Here is a 20,114-nt window from a genome sequence, read left to right as displayed (position 1 = left end):
TTACCTCCTGTCACAGCGCAGGCAACGGCTGGCCTCAGCACGGGCATCCAGCTCGTGCATGCCAAGGTTCCGTTCCCAGAAGTTCGCTTTGGCCTGCTCCGCATCCATACGGCGGGTGAGGAAGCGGTCATGGGGGATGATGTCGCCCTCGATGTGGTAATCGGTGATCTCCTGCTCGAAGCCCTTGGCCAGTTCGCCGGTGCCGCCCAGGTACTTGTCGATACCGGCAGCCGCCACTTTGGCCTCATACACAGCATGGACGATATCCTTGGGTCCGCGGTGGGCGTCGCCGCCCACGAACACGCCGGGGACAGATGTAGCCTGGCTGTACTGGTCTGCGATGATACGGTCGCCGTCCAGGTTGACGGTGCCGCGAATGAACTTGGTATCCGGGGTCTGGGAAATGGCGGGGATGGCAATGTCGAACTCCTCCACATAGCTCTCACCACTGGGGGATGCCTTCCGGCGCCCGGAGCTGTCGAACTGGCCCAGCTTCTGCTTCATGATGCAGATGCTCGTGAGCTGGCCATTGGTCCCGATGAACTCGATGGGGTTGGCCAGGGTACGGATGGTGACACCTTCTTCGATAGCGTCGGCGATCTCCACCTTATCTGCGGGCATATCCTCCTCGGCACGGCGGTAGAGGATAACCACTTCCTTGGCGCCCAGACGCACAGCGGTACGGGCAGAGTCGATGGCGGTGTTGCCGCCGCCGATGACGGCCACCTTCTTGCCGGTGAAGTCCAGGTCCCGCTTCATGATGACCCGCTTCAGGAAGTCCAGGCCATTGACGATGCCGTTCAAGCGCTCTCCGGGGATGCCCAAGCTCAAGGTCTTTTGGGCACCGATGGCAATAAAGATGGCGTCGTAATTCTTCTGCAGGGACTTGAAGGAGAGGTCCACGCCGATCTTGGTGTTCATAATCATATTCACACCAGTGCGCTGGATGTTGCTGATCTCCCGCTCAATGATATCCAGGGGCAGACGGTAGTCGGGGATACCGATGGTCATGATACCGCCCAAGCGGTCCTCGGCCTCGTACACGTCCACCTGATAGCCCAGACGGGCCAGGTAATAGGCGCAGGTCAGGCCGGCAGGGCCGGAACCCACGATGGCCACCTTCTTGTCCAGCTTGGCCACAGGCTTTAGGTCCTCGTCGGAGGGGAAGCCGTGGGCGTAAGCCCAGTCAGTGGCGAAACGCTTCAGCTCACAGATGTTCATGGCCTCGTCCACGGTGCCGCGGCGGCAGCGCTCCTCGCAGGGGTGGGTGCAGACACGGCCGCAAATGCCAGAGAAGGGGTTATCCCGCAGCATAACCCGGGCAGCACCCATGTAATCGCCGGTGGCAATCAAGCTCATGTAACCGGGGATATTGATGCCGGCGGGACAGGTGTTCTCGCAGGGGCTGGACACCAAGTCGCTACAGACACCGGCCACGCAGTACTTCTCCACGATGTGCTCCACGTACTCTGCGCGGAAGTACTTCAGGGTGGAGAGCACGGGGTTGGGGGCCGTCTGGCCCAGGCCGCACATAGCGGTGTCCTGGATGATCTTGCCCAGGTGCTCCAAGGTCTCAATGTCTCTGGGCTGGCCTTCCCCAGCTACGATGCGGTTGAGGATTTCCAGCATCCGCTTGGTGCCCACCCGGCAGGCAGTACATTTGCCGCAGGATTCCTCCTGGATGAAGTCCAGGTAGAAGCGGGCGGTATCCACCATGCAGGTGTCCTCGTCCATGACGATCAAGCCGCCGGAACCCACAATGGAGCCCAGGGCTGCCAGGGATTCATAATCCAGGGGCGTGTTGATATTTTCCGCGGTGATACAGCCGCCGGAAGGGCCGCCGGTCTGGGCGGATTTGAACTTTTTCCCGTTGGGGATGCCGCCGCCGATGGAATAAATTACCTCGGACAGAGGCGTGCCCATGGGCACCTCCACCAGGCCGGTGTTGACGATGTTGCCGGAGAGGGCGAACACCTTGGTGCCGGGGCTCTTCTCTGTGCCGAACTGGCGGAACCAGTCGGCCCCATTGAGCATGATGGCGGGAACGGTGGCCAAGGTCTCCACGTTGTTGATGATGGTGGGCTTGCCAAAGAGGCCGCTCTGGAAGGGGAAGGGCGGCTTCTGCCGGGGCTCCCCGCGCTGGCCTTCCACGGAGGCCATCAAGGCCGTCTCCTCGCCGCAGACGAAGGCGCCTGCGCCGATGCGGATTTCAATGTCAAAGTTAAAGCCGGAGCCCATGATATCCTCGCCCAGCAGGCCCTCTTCCCGGGCCATTTCCAGGGCTGCTTTCAAACGCTCCACGGCAATGGGATACTCTGCACGGATGTACACAACGCCATGCTGGGCGCCGATGGCGTAACCGCCAATGAGCATACCCTCAATGACGCTGTGGGGATCGCCCTCAAAGACGGAGCGGTCCATAAATGCGCCGGGGTCGCCCTCGTCGGCGTTACAAATGATGTACTTCTCCTCGCCAGCCTCACGGGCAGCTGCCTCCCACTTCACGCCGGTGGGGAAGCCAGCGCCGCCGCGGCCACGCAGGCAGGAGCGCTTCATTTCGTTGACCACCTGGGCCCGGTCGCCCTTTTCCAGAATCCGGGCCAAGGCCAGATAGCCGTCCTTGGCCACGTAGCTGTTGATGCAGTTGACGTCGATGAGGCCGCAGTTGCGCAGGGCAATCCGGACTTGATCTCGGAAGAAGGCCACCTCATGGATGTTGGACACCCGCTTGCGCTGGATGCTGTCATAGAAGGTGTAATCCAGCACCGGTTCGCCGCCGATGAAGTGCTTCTGCACCACGTCCTTCACCCGTTCAGGGGTCATTTCAGTATAATAGGTCTCATCCGGCAGGATGTACACCACAGGACCCACGGCACAGGTACCCATGCAGCCGCGCTCGATCACGGCCACCTGGTCGGTCAAGCCAGCCTTTTCCAGTTCCTCCACCATAGCGTCGCGGACATCCTTACAGCCGGAGGACATGCAGCCTGTACCATAGCAGATCATGCACAGGTGGCTGTACTGGCCCATTTTTTCCTCGTATTCCTTTTTCATGGTTTCCAGGTCAGCGATACTTCTAATCATGCTCCAGCACCTCCTTCCAATGCTTCCTCAACCGGCTCGGCATACAGGGACAGGATGCCCCTGAGCTTGGCAGGCGTCACCTGCTTGTAGACATCGTCGTCCACCATCATGGCGGGGGCCAGGCCGCAAGCGCCAATACAGCGGGCGATCTCAAAGGTAAACTGGCCATCTTCTGTGGTGCCGCCCACATCCACGTCCAGCTCCCGCCGGATGGCATCCACCACCTTCTTGCCGCCGCGGACGTAACAAGCAGTCCCCTGGCACATCCGGATGGTATGCTTGCCCCGCTTCTGGGTGGAGAAGAATGAGTAGAAGCTCACAACTCCGCTGACCTCAGACAGGGGCAGATCCATACCGTCTGCGATGAACTCCTGCAGCTCCATGGGGAGATAGCCAAAGATCTCCTGGGCTGCGTGGAGCACCATGATCAGAGACCCTTCCTTTTCCCTGTACTGCTCGATGACATTGGCCACGGCGTCGTACAGAGCCTTTTCGTCTGCACCGCAAGTACGGCAGACGGCATCTGGTCTTTCGTTCATAGTTTTCCTCCTTTTTCCCACAGGCAATGGATGTACGCCTGCAGAAGTAGTCTTCAGAGCCTACTGCGGCTCAAAACACAATCGCGTCGGTCAATTCACGGAAAGCGCAACGCCTCCGTCACCCATAAAAGCATGGGGCCTCCGCCAAACTCATGGGCAAAGACGGCGGACTCTATTCAAATTTGTAAATGGCCCCATCGTACTGTATTCTATTATAGGTTCCCTTTATGTCTTTGTCAATTATAAATATGACCAGAATGCCATTTTCTCGGAAAAGAAAATCATTGGATTACTATATATTCAGTAGAAATCGGAAACTATTCCACGAAATACTTTCTTTTTGGGGGAGCCGATGCAAACCGGGAGCCACCAACTTGCAAATTGGAAACTCCCGGTTTGGGCAAGGAAAGGAATATATGAAATCGAAAATAGAAAATAAATTGGGTCGTAACCCCGGTTTCCCCCACCCCTCTCCCCGTTCAGCAGGCAAAGGGCTGGGCACTGATTGCATCTGCAGCCCGGGAAAGGGTGGAGGCAAAGGCCTCCAGGTCAAAGCCGGGCACTGTGCCGAAGAGATGCTGCAAGCGGGCGTGGAGCGCGATTTGCACCCGTTCCGCCAAAGCTTTCCCCCGGTCCTCCAGATGGATAATCCAGGAGCGCCGGTCATTCATGTCCAGCTCTGTGGTGAGGAAGCCCTTCCTGCGCAGGGATTCCACCATCCGGCAGATGGACGAAATCGACAGGTGCAGCTTAGTCCCCTGTAACTGCTTCTGAGTTCGGGCGTCTGGATGCATGGCCAAGTGGACCAAAACCAGCATCTCATTCTCTGAGAGCTGCTGTTCCTGCCCAATGGCCGAGAGCACCATGCGATATTGCTCGGTTAGGGTGAAACAGGCATTGACCAGCGTAATCGAACCATCCTCCGCACTCAGCCAAGAACCACTGGAATACATAGGAACCACCTCCTCATGGAATGAACAAAGCCCCAACAGAGCAGGGCCACTTGTTTTCTATGTTAGAATCATACCATAGACAAGCCAGTTTTGCAAGATGCAAAATATTCAATTTCATTATTTCAAGAAATCCTGCCTTTTTATCAAGAAACTCCTTCGATTTGAATCAAATCCTTCATATTTGCAGCAACTCAAGCTTCCTTTCGCGTATACAGCAAAAAAAGTGGTTCCCCCTGCCAGGAAACATCTGGTGGGGAAACCACTTTTCATTCATATTTTGTTTAGGTGCCCAAATAAGCTGCTTTCACGGATTCATTCACCAACAGCTCCTTGCCGGGGCCAGAGAGGGTAATACGGCCCGTCTCCATAACATACCCCATGTGGGCTGTTTTCAAGGCCATGTTGGCGTTCTGCTCAATGAGCAGGATGGTGACCCCCTTCTTGTTGACCTCCTCAATGATGCGGAAAATCTCCCGCACAATCAGAGGGGCCAAGCCCAGGGAGGGCTCGTCCATCATCATCACCTTGGGGCGGCTCATAAGGGCCCGGCCTACGGCCAGCATCTGCTGTTCACCGCCGGAGAGGGTACCGCCCTCCTGCCATTCCCGTTCCCGGAGGCGGGGGAAGAGGTTATAGACCCACTCCAAATCCTCCCTCAGATCATCCTTCCGCAGGTAAGCTCCCACGCGAAGATTTTCCTTCACCGTCAGATCTGGGAAAATCCGGCGGCCCTCCGGCACCAGGGTGATGCCCCGGGAGACGATTTCTGTAGGGTTCTTGCCAGTGATTTCCTCCCCCTTGAAAAGGATCTTCCCGCTCCTGGGTTTTACCAGGCCAGAAATAGCCCGGAGGGTAGAACTCTTGCCTGCGCCGTTGGCACCGATCAGCGTGACGATCTCCCCTTCCGGCACATCGAAGGAGATGCCCTTGACGGCCTCAATGCCGCCGTAATTTACTTGTAGGTTCTGAATGCTGAGAATCGGTTCACTCATCTTCTACCACCCCCAGATAGGCGTCAATCACGTGCTGGTTGGACTGGATTTCGCTGGGCAAGCCCTGGGCAATCAGGCTGCCGAAGTCCAGGACGTAAATACGGTCGGAAATGTTCATGACCAGGTCCATGTGGTGCTCGATCAGGAAAATGGTCAGCTTGTACTTCTCCCTAACCTGATGGATAAACTCCGCCAGCTCCAAGGTCTCCTGGGGGTTCATACCGGCGGCAGGCTCGTCCAGCAGCAGGAGCTTGGGGGATGTCCCCAGGGCCCGGGCAATCTCCAAGCGGCGTTGGAGGCCGTAGGGCAGGCTGGTCGCCAGGTCGTTCCGATACTGCCACAGGTCCTGTTCCCGGAGGAGGGCCTCCGTCTCCTCCCGCATCCGCAGCTCCTCCTTCCGGTTGGCCCGGAAGGTGGCGGAAAAGACATTTTGCTTGGCCCGCATATGCTTGGCGGTAATGACGTTGTCGTAGACCGTCATACTCTTCCACAGGCGGATATTCTGGAACGTCCGGGCGATGCCCAGCTTGGTGATGTGGTCGGGTGTGGGGGCCAGGGTGTGCTGGTGGAGATACAGTTCCCCATTCTCCCCCTTATAGGATTTCGCCATCTTCCCCCGGGGATGGTTGCAGACCATGGGCTTCCCCATAAAGGATACCCGGCCATTGGTGGGCTGATACACCCCGGTAATGACGTTAAAGGCTGTGGTCTTGCCTGCCCCGTTGGGGCCGATGAGGGCCACAATCTCCCCTTCATTGACTTCCAGGGAGAGGTTGTTGACAGCAACGACGCCGCCAAACTGCATGGTGGCATTCTCCACATGCAGGACATTTTGCCGTTCACTCATTGGGCATCCTCCTCCCCTGTTGTTGTTGCCTTTGCGGCAGCTTTTGCTTCCTTTTTGCTCCGTATCTTACGGATCATCCCGGAGAAGGACAGCTCCTTGTCTCCCATAATCCCTCGGGAGAAGAAGAGGACAATCACCATGATGACCACAGAGAGGACCACCTTCCGGAACCCGTCCCGGAAGAACGCCACGGGGATCTCGCCACCTACGAAGGGGATGGGGAGGGCCCCACTGTCCAAAAAGCGTAGCCACCACTCCGAGCAAGCAATATACAGGAACGCCGCAATACAGCTGCCGGAGATGGAGCCGATGCCGCCAATAACCACAATGAGCAAAATCTCATAGGTCATGGTAGAACGGAAGAAGTTGGCCTGAACGGTGGTTTGGAACATCGCCAGCAGGGCACCGCCCACACCGGCAAAGAAGCTGGAAATCACGAAGGACAGCATTTTGTGCTTGAAGAGGTTGATACCCATAGCCTCTGCCGCCACCTCATCGTCCCGAATGGACTTAAACGCCCGGCCATAGGAGGAGTTCACCAGCAGGACAATCACCAGAATCCCCAACATGGCAATGAGGAAGGGGAAGATGGTATCAAACTTGATTACAGTGCTGCCGAACTTCACGCGCATGTTTGCAAAGCTAGTGTATTTCCGCAGCAGGTTGGAGCCATTGGTGATGCTGCCCAGGCCGTTCCACATGAACAGGGCCCGGATAATCTCCGCAAAGCCCAAAGTGGCAATGGCCAGGTAGTCGCTCTTCAGACGCAGGACAGGGATCCCGATGAGGGCGGCAAACAGGGCCGCCACCACACCGCCGATGATCAGGCAGATGATGGCCCCTAGGAATGCGCCGCCGCTCTCTCCCAGCACATTCCCCAACACCTGGGGAATGGAAAACTGGATGGCGCCGCCGTCAAAGTACTGGTACACCGCCTCGTGCTGTTCCGCGGGGATGGCAAAAATAGCGTAGGCGTAGGCGCCGATGAGCATAAAGCCCGCCTGACCCAGAGAAAACAGCCCCGTGAACCCGTTGAGCAGGTTCATGGACACACACACCAAGGCATAGATGGCCCCCTTTTGCAGAACGGGGATCAGCATGGTGGTGGTGGAGTTCACAGGGAGCACATTGTCCAGCAGGTAAAGCAGCACATACAGGGCCGCGATGAGGACAACGGCAATGAGATTCCCAATTTTCTTTTCGGCTGGGACCGCCGCTTGTAATTTCTTTCCCATACTGTTCACCTCACACCTTGTCCGTGGCCTTCTCGCCAAAGATGCCCGTGGGCTTGGCCAGAAGGATCACGATCAGGAGAACGAAGGTGAAAGCATCGGAGAAAGCCGTCCACCCCATACCTTTGATGATGTTCTCACAGATACCGATAATGAACGCACCGATCACCGCACCGGGTACGGAGCCGATGCCGCCGAACACCGCCGCAACGAAAGCCTTCAGCCCCGGCATGGCGCCGGAGGTGGGGATCACAGAGGCGTAGTTGGAAAAGTAGAGCAGGGAGCCCACAGCGGCCAAGAAGCAGCCGATGACGAAGGTAAGGCTGATGACGTTGTTGATCTTGATACCCATGAGCTCACTGGTCTCGAAGTCCCGGGACACCGCCCGCATGGCCATACCCACCTTGGTATAGCGGATCAGCAGGACCAGGGCCACCACCAGCACGATGGTGAGGATGGGGGTGACCAGGGTGACCATCTTGGTAGAACCGGCACCCACTGCCACTTGCTTCGTCAGGATGGGGATCTCTGGATAGATCTGGGGCAGGCCGCCGGTGAAATACAGGGCGCAGTTCTGCAGCAGGTAGGACACACCGATAGCAGAGATCATGACCGACATACGGGGCGCAGAACGCAACGGTTTGTAGGCTACTTTTTCAATGATGACGCCCAGCAGCACCGTCACCACCACCACTAGGACAATGGAGACGTAGATGGGCAGGGATGCCGTGGCATAGACCATGACCAAACCAGCCACCATGAACACATCGCCGTGGGCGAAGTTGATCAGGCGGAGGATGCCATAGACCATGGTATAGCCAATGGCAATCAGCGCATACTGCCCGCCGACGGAAATGCCGGCCAGGAGGTATGGCAAATTGTTGGAAATAAATTCTGGCATACGCTTCTCCTTCTCTTTTCATCAGTCGGAAGTGGAAAGCATCCATCCGTTTCACGGGATGCTCTCGTGGAGTGCATGGATGCATTCCCTGCCGTGGTCAAAAAAGGTCGAACGTCTAGGTACCAATCGTGGCGGGAGCACAAGGTACCCCCGCCACGATGGAAAGACAATACAATGGCTTATGTGGCGCAAACGATCAGTCGGCGTTGGCCTCCTGAACCTTAGCCAGGTCCCAAACACCGGTCTCAGAGTTGTTCACCTTGATATAAGCCATGTGACGGTCCGCATCGCCCACTTCGTTGAAGACGATCTCACCGGAAATGCCGGTGTACTTGACGTTGGGCAGAGCAGCCATTACGTCAGCAGGATCCGTAGACTTGGCAGCCTTCAAGGCTTCCAGCGCGGTGAAATAGGCGTCGTAGCCCATGACGGACACAGCAGCGATCATGTCGTTGCCGCCGTTGTTGTTCTTGTTGGTGGCGTCAGAGTTGAGCCACTCTTTGAAGCCAGCCTCGAACTCAGCGTCGCCGCCCTCAGCGTAGAAGGTGGAGACATAGATCTTGATGTTCTTGCCCTGGGCCATGGCAACCACAGTGTTGCTGTCCCAAGTATCGCCAGCCAGGATGGGCTGGGTGATGCCCTGTGCGGCAGCCTGCTCAATGATCAGCTGTGCGTAGCTGATGGAGCAGGGGGCAAAGATTACGTCAGCGCCCTGGTTCTTGGCGTTGGTCAGGTAGGAGTTAAAGTCGGAGTTGCCTTCGGGGAAGGCGTCCACGATGCACTCCATGCCCAGGTTGCCCTCGGCCTCTTCCTTGAAGTAGTTGATCAGGCCCTGGTCATAGTCGTTGCCCAGCTGGCCCAGGCAGTAGACCTTCTTGGCATTCAGCTCATCCTTGGCAAAGTTGGCCAGGACGGGACCCTGGAAGGGCTCAATGAAGCAGATACGGAAATAGTGGTCGTTGCCCTGGGTAACCTGGGGGTTGGTGCAGGACACGCCAACAGCGGGCACGCCAGCGTTGGCAAAGGTGTCGGAAGCGGCGATGGAGACGCCGGAACCATAAGAGCCCAGGACGATGGAGGGCTTCTTTGCGATGAGGGTGTTGGCAGCGGACACGGCCTTGTCGTTGGAGGACTCGTTATCCACAACCTCAAGCTTGACATTGTAGGTTTTGCCGTCGATATCCACGGTGGGCTCGATGGAGTTGGCATACTGCATGCCAAGGACTTCCTGCTTGCCGCCTGCGCCGTTGTCGCCGGACATGGGCTCATACACGCCGATGACGATGGTGTCGCCGGATGCATTGGCGTCTGCGTCCGCGTCTGCGTCAGTGCCGGTGTTGCCGCAGGCACACAGGGCGAACGCCATGCAGCCGGCCAGCAGAAGTGCGAGAATCTTCTTCATGGTTTAACCTCCTTAAATCTGCCGAAGCTGTCCGCACGATACGGACATCTGTTTTCCTTCAGCTATGCCTAATAGTTTACTATAAGTTCAACAATTTTGCAACGCTTTTTCTAATTTTTGAAAGGTTTTTTCTAAAGCTCCTATGCAGTTTATCGTAAAAGCCGCCAAACTCTGGCGGCTTTTACAGGTGTTTTTATCCCTTCACTGCAACAGCTTCGATCTCCACCAAAGCCCCCTTCGGCAACTGGGCCACGGCAAAGCAGGAGCGGGCGGGGGTGTGCTCCCCAAAATACTGGGCATAGATCTCGTTGAACAGGGAGAAGTCCTCCATGGTCTTCAAGTAGCAGGTGGTCTTGACCACATGATGTAAGTCCAGGCCCGCCGCCTTCAGGACAGCGGTGAGGTTCTCCAAGGCCTGCACCGTCTGGGTGGCGGTGTTGTGGGCCAAGGCCCCGGTGTCCGGGATGATGCCCAGTTGGCCGGAGGTGAACACGAAGTCCCCTGCTGCCACGGCCTGGGCATAGGGCCCAATGGCCTCCGGTGCTTTGTCGGTGTGCAAAATTTCCATGATGGTCTGTATCCTTTCTCTAAAAAAATGATGGCTATTGTCAATGCAGGGCTTCCAGCCCAGCGGCAAGCTGCTCCGCCGCCCGCCGGATGGTCTCTTGAGGTGCGGCCAGGTTCAGGCGGATATGGGTGTCCCCCTTCTCCCCTTCCGGGTAAAACCAGTGGCCATAGTCTGGGGCAATGCGGCAGTCCTGCTCCATGAAGCCATGGAGCTGCCCCCGGTCCACCCGTTTCCCCAGGTCAATCCACATGAGATACGTCCCCTCCAATGGGGAGACCGTGATCTCTGGATAGGGGGCCAGGGCTTTCTTGATCTGTTGGTAGTTGGCAGAAACCTCCGCTAGGACAGCATCCAGCCAGGCGTCCCCACCTTGGAAGGCCGCGGCCACGGCGATATAATCCAGGGTACTGCCCTCCCCTGTCCCCAGGCCCTGTTCAAAACGGTCAAAGCGGGTGCGCTGCTCCGCCTCCGGAAGCACCAGAATGGCATTCTTCATCCCCGCCAGGTTGAAGCTCTTGCTGGCGGAAAATAGGGTGATGGGCTTCCCCTCCCCCTTCCAGAGGCTGGCAGCGGAGATATGGCGGTGCCCCGGCTGGATCAAGTCGTGGTGGATTTCGTCGGCAAAGACCTGGACGCCGTGGCGCTGGCAGCAATCCAGCATCCCCTCCAACTCTGCCTGGGTCCAAACCCGCCCTACAGGGTTGTGGGGAGAACAGAGGATAAACGCTTTCACATCCTCCGCTACGATTTTCCGTTCAAACTCCGCCAGGTCGATGGTATAAACCCCCGCTTCCTCCCGGAGGGGCGCATACACCCCCCGCCGCCCGGTGTCCCCGATGATGCGGTAAAAGGGCATATAAACGGGGGTCTGGATGAGCACCGCGTCCCCAGGCTCTGTCAGGGCCTGGATCAGGTGGAACAGCCCTGTCACCACACTGGGCGCGTTGCGGATCCATTCCCGTTGGAGCTGGGTCCCATGGCGGCGCTGTTCCCAGCCCAGGATGCTCTCATAGTAGCCGTCTGGGATCACATAGTAGCCAAAGGCCCCGTGGTCCACCGCCCGATGCAGGGCCTCCCGGACACAGGCAGGTACCTTAAAATCCATATCCGCCACCCAGAGCGGCAATAGGTCCTCCCGGTCAAAGAGACCAGTGAAGCCGTCCCATTTCTCACAGTCGGTGCCCCGGCGGTCCGGCAAGCCGATCTCTTCCCGCAGTTTCTCATCCATATCCTTGTCCACTCCTTTCCGCCCATTCTACCCCACCCGCCCCCCCGGTGGCAAGGGGCATTCCTCCTGGAAGCAAAACCTTGGACAGGCAGACAAAAGCCCCCCTGCGCTTCCCGCCCCTTTCCTCGATATTGACGAGAGAAATCTGCCGTTTCTCGCCCGGATTCCTCTTGCCTGCCACCAAGGCCCTATGCTACAATAGAATAAATACAGCAAATCAACCACTTTTACCAATGAAGGAGGGCTTAGCTATGAACTATACCTTCGGGCTCATCGGGTCCGGCAACATGGGCGGTGCCATTGCCCGCGCCGCCAGCCGTTCTGTCCAGGACGGCATCCTCTCCGACCATGACCAGGAGAAAGCCAAGGCCTTGGCCACCCAGTTGGGCTTCACCGCTGGGGACAGCCAGGAAGCGGCCAAGGAGAGCCGTTATCTCTTCCTGGGTGTGAAGCCGCACCTGATGTCCACTGTACTGGAAGGGATCGCCCCCACCCTAGCCCAGCGGGCGGAGCCCCCCATTCTGGTCTCCATGGCTGCGGGCCTCACCATCCCCCAGCTTCAGGCCATGGCCGGGAAAGCCTATCCCGTCATTCGCATTATGCCCAACACGCCGGTCTCTGTAGGCCAGGGGGTGATCCTCTACACCGCCAGCCCAGAGGCCACCCCGGCCATGGTAGAGGGCTTCCTCTCCATCCTCTCCCAGTCCGGCAAGGTCTACCCCATTGAGGAATCCCTCATGGACGTTGGGGCCGCCGTGTCCGGTTGTGGCCCGGCCTATGCCTATCTGGTGATGGACGCCCTGGCCGACGGCGGCGTAGCCTGCGGACTCCCCCGCCCCGATGCCATCCGCTATGCCGCTCAGACCCTTCTGGGGGCAGCCCAAATGGTGCTGGAAACCGGCAAGCATCCAGACCAGTTGAAAAACGAGGTGTGCAGCCCCGGCGGCAGCACCATCCAGGGGGTGCGCACACTGGAACAGCGGGGGGTCCGGGCCGCTATGATGGATGCCGTCATCGCCGCCTGCGAAAAGAACGCTGCCCTGGGCGGCTGAACCTGACATTATAAAATGGTAATGGTAAAGGCAACCGCAACAGGGGGAGGGAATCCCTGTCGCGGTTGCCTTTCGTCCTATATGCCCTCAGGCAAACCGCCCTTGGGCCTACGACTGTTTTCCAATTTCCACCAGAGACGCTTGGCCAGCACCCCGCATAAAACGCCCACGAGGATACCACCCACCACGTCCGTTGGGTAATGGACATAGAGATATAAACGAGAAAACGCAATCAGCGCCGCCAGCACCAGGGCCGCCCATCGCCCCTCCCATCGGTTCAGCAACAGCACTGTGGCCGCCGCGAAGGAGGCCGAGCTGTGCCCCGAGGGGAAGGACGGGTCCAGGGGCGCAGGGATGAGCAGTGCCACCGTCTCCTTCAACTCGAAGGGGCGGATCCGCCCCACAGCGTTTTTCAAAACCAGATTGCAAAGAAGCAAGCTGAGAAGCAATGCCAACAGGACCTGAACCCCCACGCCCCGATCCTTCCGATAAAAGGCCAGGAGCAGGATGCCCAAAAGGATCCAAACCTCTCCCCGATCCGTCAGCCGGGAGAGCCATGGCATGATATAATCCAAAGCTACCGTGTGGAGATGCTGGGCAATCCAATCCAGTACGCCCAGCTCTGCGGTGGAGAGCGCCATCACAGGCCAGCCCCCTTTCCTGCTTTTGTATCCTGTGTATTGTAACACAGCCGGCAGGCGAGGGCAAGTGGTTTTAGCCGGAGATATCCGGCAGGGACAGAACCGCCTCTATGGTCTGTTCCGCCATCTCTTCTGCCCAGGAGAAGTCCACATAAGGCCGGTAAAGGGCTTCCAGCCGGTCATGGAGCTCCTTCGCCTGGGCCAAGTGTTCCATGCCCTCTGCCAAAAGCCCCTCCGCCACCCGGTTGGACAGGCGCAGGAAGCTTTTTCCCTCTTGCCACAGAGTTTTCTCCACCAAGCTTTCCGTGTGGATGGTGCGGAACCCCTCCGCTTTCTCCATCCCGGTCACAAAGCCTAGGGCAAGGTCTGGGACCAGCAGGTGTTCCAGGCGGCTGGGCTGCTCTGGCGAGGGGCAGGCATACACATCATAACCGCTCTCCAAGAAGCGGGCTTCCAGATGGGCCAGGAAGATACCGGCCAGTCCGCAGTCGTCTTGGATCGTGTAGCCATGGTCGCAGAGGAGCTCCACCGTATCCGTGAGCAGCATCCTCCCCTGGCAGGTGACGCCGCTTAAAAACCGGCAGTGGCGGCGGCCCATTCTTCCACGGCTGCTTTTGAGCTCCCGGGCCAATATAGTTTCTCCGCGCTTCACCGTTTTGGTCAGCGTTTCCTCTGAGTGCATGGAATGGCAGCCCCGCCGGCGGCTCTCCTGGGCAGCACGAATGCAGCGGTAGGCAGCGGGATAACAGGCCTGGTAAGCCCGCACCGCCTCCACCACCTGATTCCGCAAGGGAAAGAGTTCCCCGATATCATATCCCCGCCCCAGGTCGATATAGTGCCCGGTGGCGCCAGGATAGGCAGGATCCATCACATGGGGTGAGGTCCCATCCACCATGGCCACTCCCTTGTCTGGAACAAAGATGCCATCCAGGGAGTCCGGGTCCCCGGAACAGCGGATGTACTCCACAGAATATCCTTCTGATTCCATTGTCTCTGCCACCCGTCCCATCAGAGTGGACTTGCCACAGCCTGCACCTCCCTTGATCACATAGAATGCCTGCACGGCTTCCTGGTCAATCCACCGGTCATACAGCGACGAAAAACCGTCTGCACTGTTGGCACCCAGGAAGAATTGGAGGCGGTGTCTCAACTCTATCATACGATCTCCTCCCAACATAAGATGGTTCTTTTTTATCGTATGTAGAAACCCCGCCATCGGTCACCGGCTCAGCTTCAAAGCCAATCCTCAACCACGTCGCGCAGTGTGCAGGGCGTGACGCCCCCCTGAAGGAGCATCTGTGCCAGCACTTGGATGCGTTCTGGAAAAATGGTAATGTCCGGCACCTCTTCACTCTCCCCGCTATCCTTGTCCGTGATGCGAATCCCATAACTCTCGCAGCACACCGGAGGGGGAACATCGCGAACCAAAATTTGGTAGAGGCAGGTCATCCGGCCTCCTGAAGAGGTACTTTGCTCTACTTGACCAATGGAAAATTCTCTCATAGGGCTTTCCTCCGATTTGTTGTGTCGTTGTCTATATTCAATTTGTAACTAATTTGTAGCTTTATTTTAACTGCAAACCGCCCATTTGAAAAGGATTTTTGTTTGACAGTTTTCAAGCCTTTTCTACAGTATTCGTAAAATTCCGTCAAAAAAGAACACAATTCCAAGGAGCTCCCTCTCATTTTGTCGAAATTTTCTCTCCATTTCCCGCCCTTATGTATGTTTTATCCCCATACTGAAAAAATTTTTCCCATTTTCCATATTTCGACTTGACAAACCCAGCTTCTCATGTTATTATAACTCCTGCATCTAGCCGGGGTACGCTGATACGGAGAGATGTCCGAGCGGTTTAAGGAGCCGGTCTTGAAAACCGGTGACCCGAAAGGGCCGTGGGTTCGAATCCCACTCTCTCCGCCAATTTCATATTCCACTGATTTGGAGCTTGGAGAAGTACCCAAGTGGCCGAAGGGGCTCCCCTGCTAAGGGAGTAGGGCGTGTTGAGCGTCGCGAGAGTTCAAATCTCTCCTTCTCCGCCAAACACCGCAACCTTGATTTGCAAGGTTGCGGTGTTTTTGTTTTGTCTCGAAAAAACAATGGATATCCACCTTCAGACGGTTACACTTTAACATAGAAAGCGCCCACCAACGGCAATGCGTTTGAACTGCTTCCAGGAAAGGCACTGCCCACACTCACTACAAAACGCCACAGCCTCCCGGCCTAATGTATGCCTACACTGGGGGCACACCGGTAAGCGCACCCGTCCAGACATTGCCGAATATTCCCTCACCTCTACAACTGGCATGGGGAGCCGATACTCTAACTCATCCGTCCCTATGCGCAGCAGGAGGTTGGGCGTTTTCTGGAACCCGTGGCAAATCTGCTCAAAGATCTTCAGGGTGGGATGTGTATTCCTATGGACAATATTCGCAAAGTGTTTGGAACTACATTTGCAGCGCTCAGATGCCCGCTCATAACTGAGGTCCTCAGCATCGCAGAGCCGGATCAAAGATATGGATAAATCGTCTAAAAACATCAAAAAACCACGCTTTCTGTCGTAAGATGCTCTTAGCGTATCTGAAATATTGTTTTCCATCAAGGAAGTATACTTACCTATTTTATAAGATTCTTTCTTTCGTTTTGTTATTGTCGCGTCTTTTCATGGCTCAGTACCAAAAACAGTCATTTCCCCCTCCATCGAAACGCTATCATTGGTCAAAAACCACCGTTCAGTCCAGAATACGCACATCTCATCACAACAAACTTGCCTCTTCCCCAAGACTTTGGTATTCTTATTTTTTAGTGTGGTGATATCTATGATTCAATTTGCTGTCTGCGACGACGATGCCTCTCTGTGTGCCGACCTCTCCGCTCGTCTCTCCAACTATATGGGGGATACCCATCCCCACCACATCACCTGCTTTGCCTCTGGCGAGGCCCTCCTGGCCAGCGCACAACCCTTTGACTTGATCTTTTTGGATATCCAAATGGCACAGCCCGACGGTATGGAGACCGCCCGATTACTGCGGCAGCGGGACAGCCACAGCCTACTGATCTTTGTGAGCATCCTAAAGGAGTATGTATTCGACGCGTTCGCTGTGGAGGCCTTTGATTACCTGGTCAAGCCCCTGGAACAGGACCGCTTTCTGCGCACCATGGACCGCGCCATGCAGGTCCTAGCCCAGCGCTCCCATCAACACCTTACCATTCAAAAAGGACATACTCTCCAACTCATTCCCCTGTCCCAAATCCTATATTGTGAAGTTCTGGGACGAAAAGTCCACATCCACCAGGAGGACGGCCAGGTTTTCCATTATTACGAAAAGCTGGAGGCCCTCCAACAGCAGTTGGCGGGGCACTTTTTCCGCTGCCACAGGAGCTATCTCGTGAACCTGGACCACGTGCGCGGGTGCAGTGGTGGGCAAGTCCGGCTCTCTGATGGCAGTGCCATCCCTGTTTCCAGGCTGCGGGAACAGGAGCTGATCCAGGCTCTGCTGCATCACATCAAAGAAAGGGCCTTCTGACATGGAGTATTTCAGCCTGTTCCTGGATGGTGCCTGCCTCACCGCCCAGAGTGCGCTACACCTCTTTTTCCTCTGCCGCCTCACCGAAAAACGGCAAACACCCTGGTACTTTGCCAGCTACCTGTTCCTCCTGTGCCTCTGCGCATGGTTCACCAGCAAGGCCCCCTTTCCCCAGGTGTTTGCCATCACTGGACAGCTGTTGCTGTTATCTTTCTTGAGCCGTTTTTGTCTCGGAAACCGGTGGACTGTGTCCTGGGGGGCCGCGCTCTTGGCAGTCTATATCACACAGCTCTCTTTTGGGATCATCAACTCTTTGGAAGCCCTGTTCTTCCCCCATCTGGTTGGAACCATGCTGCTATACCCCTTACTCCTCTTGGCTACCCTGGGGGCTTTTTTGCTGTGCGCCTGCTGCTATCGCGCAATCCTACTGTCCCTATCCCTGGCACAGGACAGGCAAACGCCATACATTGGGCTGCTGGTGTTCCCCTGCCTGTTTTTTCTCACCGCAGAGCTATACATCCTTCACACTGCGTACAGCACCTTACCCACCTCTTTGGAGAAGGTTGAAACCCATGGTGCACTGCTGTTCCTGCAAGCCCTGGGTCTAGGCGCACTGCTCTGTACAGTGTATGCCTACCGGCAAATCTGCCAAAGCTTTCAGGACCAAGCCACCCTGGCCTCCCTCACCCAAGCAGCCCAAGCCCAGAAGCGCTATGTGGCAGAAGCACAGCTGCGGTACAACACAACCCGGGCTTTCCGCCACGATATCAACAACCACCTTTCCGTCTTGAAGGGGTTTTTAGAGCGAGGAAACACAGACGCAGCAAAGGACTATTTGGATAAGCTGAAAACCACCGCTGCCGAACTCTCCCTCCCCTGCCAGACAGGCAACCCGGTGGTGGATATCCTCCTGGGGGAAAAGCTGGCGCTGGCAGAGTCCAACGGAATCAAAACCGATGTATCCCTCCGCTTCCCCCAACCCTCCGCCTTGGATGATTTCGACCTGTGTGTCATCTTTGCCAACGCCATGGACAACGCCATACAAGCCTGCCTCTCTCTAAGCAGCGGAGCCTCCATTCACATCCAAGGGAAGCCCCAGGGGGATTTTTATTTCCTAACATTTGAAAATACCTGTACACCCGGCCCCTTGCCGCCAAGAGGGCAAGGGCTGCGCAATGTACACGCCGTAGCAGAGAAATACCACGGGGCAATGACCGTGGAAAAGAGGGGCCAAGCCTTTTCCCTCAGCGTCCTGCTAAACATCTCGATACAGAGAACCCACCGTTCAGAGCAAAGCCCTTGCATTCCGCCGAAAAGCAGCTAAACTGGCAGTAGACAGCCACCCAACCTTGAAAGGAGGACACAACGTATGCTGCATCCCATCTCCGGTGGACAGAACCCGCTTTCCACCGTTACAGCTCCCGTAGACGCGCCCCGAGTACAGCCCTCTCAGCAGGAGGCGCCAAAGCCCCAACCCCAAGCCCCCAGGCAGGACCAGTACATTCCAGAGGAGGCCCACGTCCCCACCGGTCTATACTGGACAGGCAAGGACGAGGACGGACAGCCCACCATCTTCTTCGACGCTCCAGAGGAAGCGACAGCCCCCAGCACCAGGCCAGAGGCACCGGAAGAACTCCAACCAGCGAAACAAGCCCCCGCCAAGCAGGCAGAGAAGCTCACCGGCAACACCGACCAAGTCGACCGGGAGATTCAGAAGCTGCGGGAAGAGAAAGAAACACTTCAGCAACAGATCAACAGGGAACCCGACGAACAAAAGAGAAAAGTATTGGAACAAAAGCTGGCAAAGGTTGAAAGTGAGCTGCAACAGAAGGACAATGACAGCTACCGCCGCCAACACACAGTTTTCACCCCTTCCTAACCCCATCCTTTTCTTCCTATCATAAAAGTAAAGCGGCACAGAGGCCAAAATCTCGCCTCTGTGCCGCTTTTTGCTTATCTTACCGGAGGCAGCCGCCTCCCCTTTATCGTTTAATATCCGAAACACGCCAGGCGCCTGCTCACTGGGCAAACGCATCCCCCATGCCCACACTCTCTGTCCAGGTCCCATCCTTGGCAATGAACAGGGCTTCCACACCCTCTAGACTTTCCACCAATGCCATCCCCTTTTCCTGTCCCAGCAACAGGCAGGTGGTGGACAGGGCGTCCCCGTCGGCAGAGGACTGGGAGAGAATGGTCACAGAGGCCAGCTCGTTGTCTGCGGGGAAGCCAGTGGCCGGGTCTAACACATGGTGGTAGCTCTGGCCGTTGTATGTAAACTTCCGCTCGTTGATGCCGGAGGTGACGACGCTCTCGTCCGAGGCCTCTAGGCGGCCCACTAGCTGGCCCTGCTCCTGGTTGGGGTCTTGTACCCCGACCACAAAATCACTGCCGTCGGGCTTGCCGCCAATGAGCAAAACGTTCCGTCCCAGGTCCAGCACCCCGTGCTCTACCCCCTGCTCCACCAGCAGGGCTTTCACCTGGTCAGCAATGTAGCCCTTGGCAATGGCCCCCAGGTTGGCAATCATCCCCGGCCGGGCCAAATACGCCCGTCCCGGTTCCACCAAAAGGTCCTCATCCCCAATCAACGGCAGGACCTGAGCCAGCTCTTCCGGACTGGGGTAATGCCCCTCTCCGTTGTGGATACCCCACAAGTCAATCAGAGGCCCAGCGGTAACGTCAAAAGCCCCCTGGGACAGGGCGCTGTACTTCTTGGCCAGACGTAGGACCGCCTCTGTCTCCGGCTGGATCTCCACCCAATCCCGCCCCGCCGCCTGGGCAAGTTTATCCAAATCGCTCCCCTCCTGCTCCACGCTGAGGATATCCTCCAACCGGCGGATCTCGTCAAAGGCCTGGTCGATGACCGCAGGGTCCGACCCGTCGTAAAGGGTGATTTGCACGATGGTATCCAGCATGAAGTTGGTTTTGCTCACCGGTTCCCTCTCGCCGCAGGCAGACAGCAGCAGAAGGCCCAGCAGAAGAGGCAGCAGTTTTTTCATGGCAATGGCGCTCCTTTTTCCTTGGTGGCCCTCATTATACCCCATCCCCAGCCCTCTGGCAAGCCATTCCACATCTCCCCACACTTCATTTCCCCTTGGACAAGCAAGGCAGGCCCCATCCACACATACCCTAAAGAAAGCAACACGAGAGGGTG

General features: G+C 56.9%; 18 protein-coding genes and 2 tRNA genes. 6 read left to right on the top strand and 14 right to left on the bottom strand.

Features of this window, described 5'->3' with window-relative positions; genetic code table 11:
* The 10 genes from ACTOZL_RS00765 to ACTOZL_RS00720 all read right to left on the bottom strand — a co-directional run bounded on the left by ACTOZL_RS00765 (position 1) and on the right by ACTOZL_RS00720 (position 11,746).
* Entirely contained in the window at positions 1-3,084 is a 3,084-nt protein-coding gene (locus tag ACTOZL_RS00765) for an FAD-dependent oxidoreductase (RefSeq protein WP_482476131.1), read from the bottom strand.
* Positions 3,081-3,623: an NADH-quinone oxidoreductase subunit NuoE family protein gene (locus ACTOZL_RS00760; protein ID WP_482476129.1), complete on the bottom strand. Its 543-nt coding sequence runs from the start codon at positions 3,621-3,623 to the stop codon at positions 3,081-3,083. Before ACTOZL_RS00760 ends, ACTOZL_RS00765 begins: the two co-directional genes overlap by 4 nt.
* A gap of 479 nt (positions 3,624-4,102) precedes the next feature.
* On the bottom strand, positions 4,103-4,576 hold the full coding sequence (locus ACTOZL_RS00755; RefSeq protein WP_482476128.1) for a MarR family winged helix-turn-helix transcriptional regulator: 474 nt from the start codon (positions 4,574-4,576) through the stop codon (positions 4,103-4,105).
* A gap of 281 nt (positions 4,577-4,857) precedes the next feature.
* On the bottom strand, positions 4,858-5,556 hold the full coding sequence (locus ACTOZL_RS00750; protein WP_482476212.1) for an ABC transporter ATP-binding protein: 699 nt from the start codon (positions 5,554-5,556) through the stop codon (positions 4,858-4,860).
* Between the two features lie 4 nt (positions 5,557-5,560).
* Positions 5,561-6,415: an ABC transporter ATP-binding protein gene (locus tag ACTOZL_RS00745; protein ID WP_482476127.1), complete on the bottom strand. Its 855-nt coding sequence runs from the start codon at positions 6,413-6,415 to the stop codon at positions 5,561-5,563.
* Entirely contained in the window at positions 6,412-7,650 is a 1,239-nt protein-coding gene (locus ACTOZL_RS00740) for a branched-chain amino acid ABC transporter permease (protein WP_482476126.1), read from the bottom strand. The genes ACTOZL_RS00745 and ACTOZL_RS00740 overlap by 4 nt, the downstream gene beginning before the upstream one ends.
* A 10-nt stretch (positions 7,651-7,660) precedes the next feature.
* Complete coding sequence (locus tag ACTOZL_RS00735; protein WP_482476125.1) at positions 7,661-8,548, bottom strand: branched-chain amino acid ABC transporter permease; 888 nt, start codon at positions 8,546-8,548, stop codon at positions 7,661-7,663.
* 196 nt (positions 8,549-8,744) lie between these two features.
* Positions 8,745-9,950 (bottom strand): ABC transporter substrate-binding protein, encoded by a 1,206-nt coding sequence (locus ACTOZL_RS00730; RefSeq protein WP_482476124.1) that lies wholly within the window; start codon positions 9,948-9,950, stop codon positions 8,745-8,747.
* A 193-nt stretch (positions 9,951-10,143) separates the two neighbouring features.
* The gene (locus ACTOZL_RS00725) at positions 10,144-10,518 is read right to left on the bottom strand and encodes a RidA family protein (RefSeq protein ID WP_482476123.1); all 375 of its coding nucleotides are present in this window, start codon (positions 10,516-10,518) and stop codon (positions 10,144-10,146) included.
* A 40-nt stretch (positions 10,519-10,558) separates the two neighbouring features.
* Complete coding sequence (locus ACTOZL_RS00720; RefSeq protein ID WP_482476121.1) at positions 10,559-11,746, bottom strand: MalY/PatB family protein; 1,188 nt, start codon at positions 11,744-11,746, stop codon at positions 10,559-10,561.
* A 251-nt stretch (positions 11,747-11,997) separates the two neighbouring features.
* Between ACTOZL_RS00720 and proC the strand changes: the two genes are divergently transcribed.
* Positions 11,998-12,798 (top strand): pyrroline-5-carboxylate reductase, encoded by an 801-nt coding sequence (gene proC / locus ACTOZL_RS00715; RefSeq protein ID WP_482476120.1) that lies wholly within the window; start codon positions 11,998-12,000, stop codon positions 12,796-12,798.
* A gap of 77 nt (positions 12,799-12,875) precedes the next feature.
* Here proC and ACTOZL_RS00710 read toward each other — a convergent pair whose 3' ends face one another.
* The 3 genes from ACTOZL_RS00710 to ACTOZL_RS00700 all read right to left on the bottom strand — a co-directional run bounded on the left by ACTOZL_RS00710 (position 12,876) and on the right by ACTOZL_RS00700 (position 14,942).
* Entirely contained in the window at positions 12,876-13,439 is a 564-nt protein-coding gene (locus ACTOZL_RS00710) for a phosphatase PAP2 family protein (protein ID WP_482476119.1), read from the bottom strand.
* A gap of 73 nt (positions 13,440-13,512) precedes the next feature.
* A complete protein-coding gene (locus tag ACTOZL_RS00705) occupies positions 13,513-14,598 on the bottom strand; it encodes a P-loop domain-containing protein (protein WP_482476118.1) in 1,086 nt (361 codons plus the stop codon).
* 74 nt (positions 14,599-14,672) lie between these two features.
* Positions 14,673-14,942 carry a DUF6514 family protein gene (locus tag ACTOZL_RS00700; protein ID WP_482476117.1) on the bottom strand — a complete coding sequence of 90 codons (270 nt, stop codon included), beginning with the start codon at positions 14,940-14,942 and terminating at the stop codon, positions 14,673-14,675.
* 330 nt (positions 14,943-15,272) lie between these two features.
* On the opposite strand from ACTOZL_RS00700, the gene ACTOZL_RS00695 reads away from it, so the two are divergent.
* The 5 genes from ACTOZL_RS00695 (at position 15,273) to ACTOZL_RS00675 (ending at position 18,842) form a co-directional block, all read left to right on the top strand.
* Positions 15,273-15,359 (top strand) — tRNA-Ser (locus ACTOZL_RS00695).
* 27 nt (positions 15,360-15,386) lie between these two features.
* Positions 15,387-15,478, top strand: a tRNA-Ser gene (locus ACTOZL_RS00690).
* Positions 15,479-16,255: 777 nt separating this feature from the next.
* The gene (locus ACTOZL_RS00685; protein ID WP_482476116.1) at positions 16,256-16,963 is read left to right on the top strand and encodes a LytR/AlgR family response regulator transcription factor; all 708 of its coding nucleotides are present in this window, start codon (positions 16,256-16,258) and stop codon (positions 16,961-16,963) included.
* 1 nt (position 16,964) lies between these two features.
* Positions 16,965-18,287, top strand: coding sequence for a sensor histidine kinase (locus tag ACTOZL_RS00680; protein ID WP_482476115.1), 1,323 nt, complete (start codon positions 16,965-16,967; stop codon positions 18,285-18,287).
* A 45-nt stretch (positions 18,288-18,332) separates the two neighbouring features.
* Complete coding sequence (locus ACTOZL_RS00675; protein ID WP_482476114.1) at positions 18,333-18,842, top strand: hypothetical protein; 510 nt, start codon at positions 18,333-18,335, stop codon at positions 18,840-18,842.
* 139 nt (positions 18,843-18,981) lie between these two features.
* Here ACTOZL_RS00675 and ACTOZL_RS00670 read toward each other — a convergent pair whose 3' ends face one another.
* Positions 18,982-19,959 carry an FAD:protein FMN transferase gene (locus ACTOZL_RS00670; protein WP_482476113.1) on the bottom strand — a complete coding sequence of 326 codons (978 nt, stop codon included), beginning with the start codon at positions 19,957-19,959 and terminating at the stop codon, positions 18,982-18,984.
* Positions 19,960-20,114 lie beyond the last annotated feature (155 nt).

Source organism: Evtepia sp. (assembly GCF_056797215.1).
The sequence above is the reverse complement of the archived record's forward strand: the minus strand, read 5'-3'. Positions and strand labels throughout refer to the sequence as shown.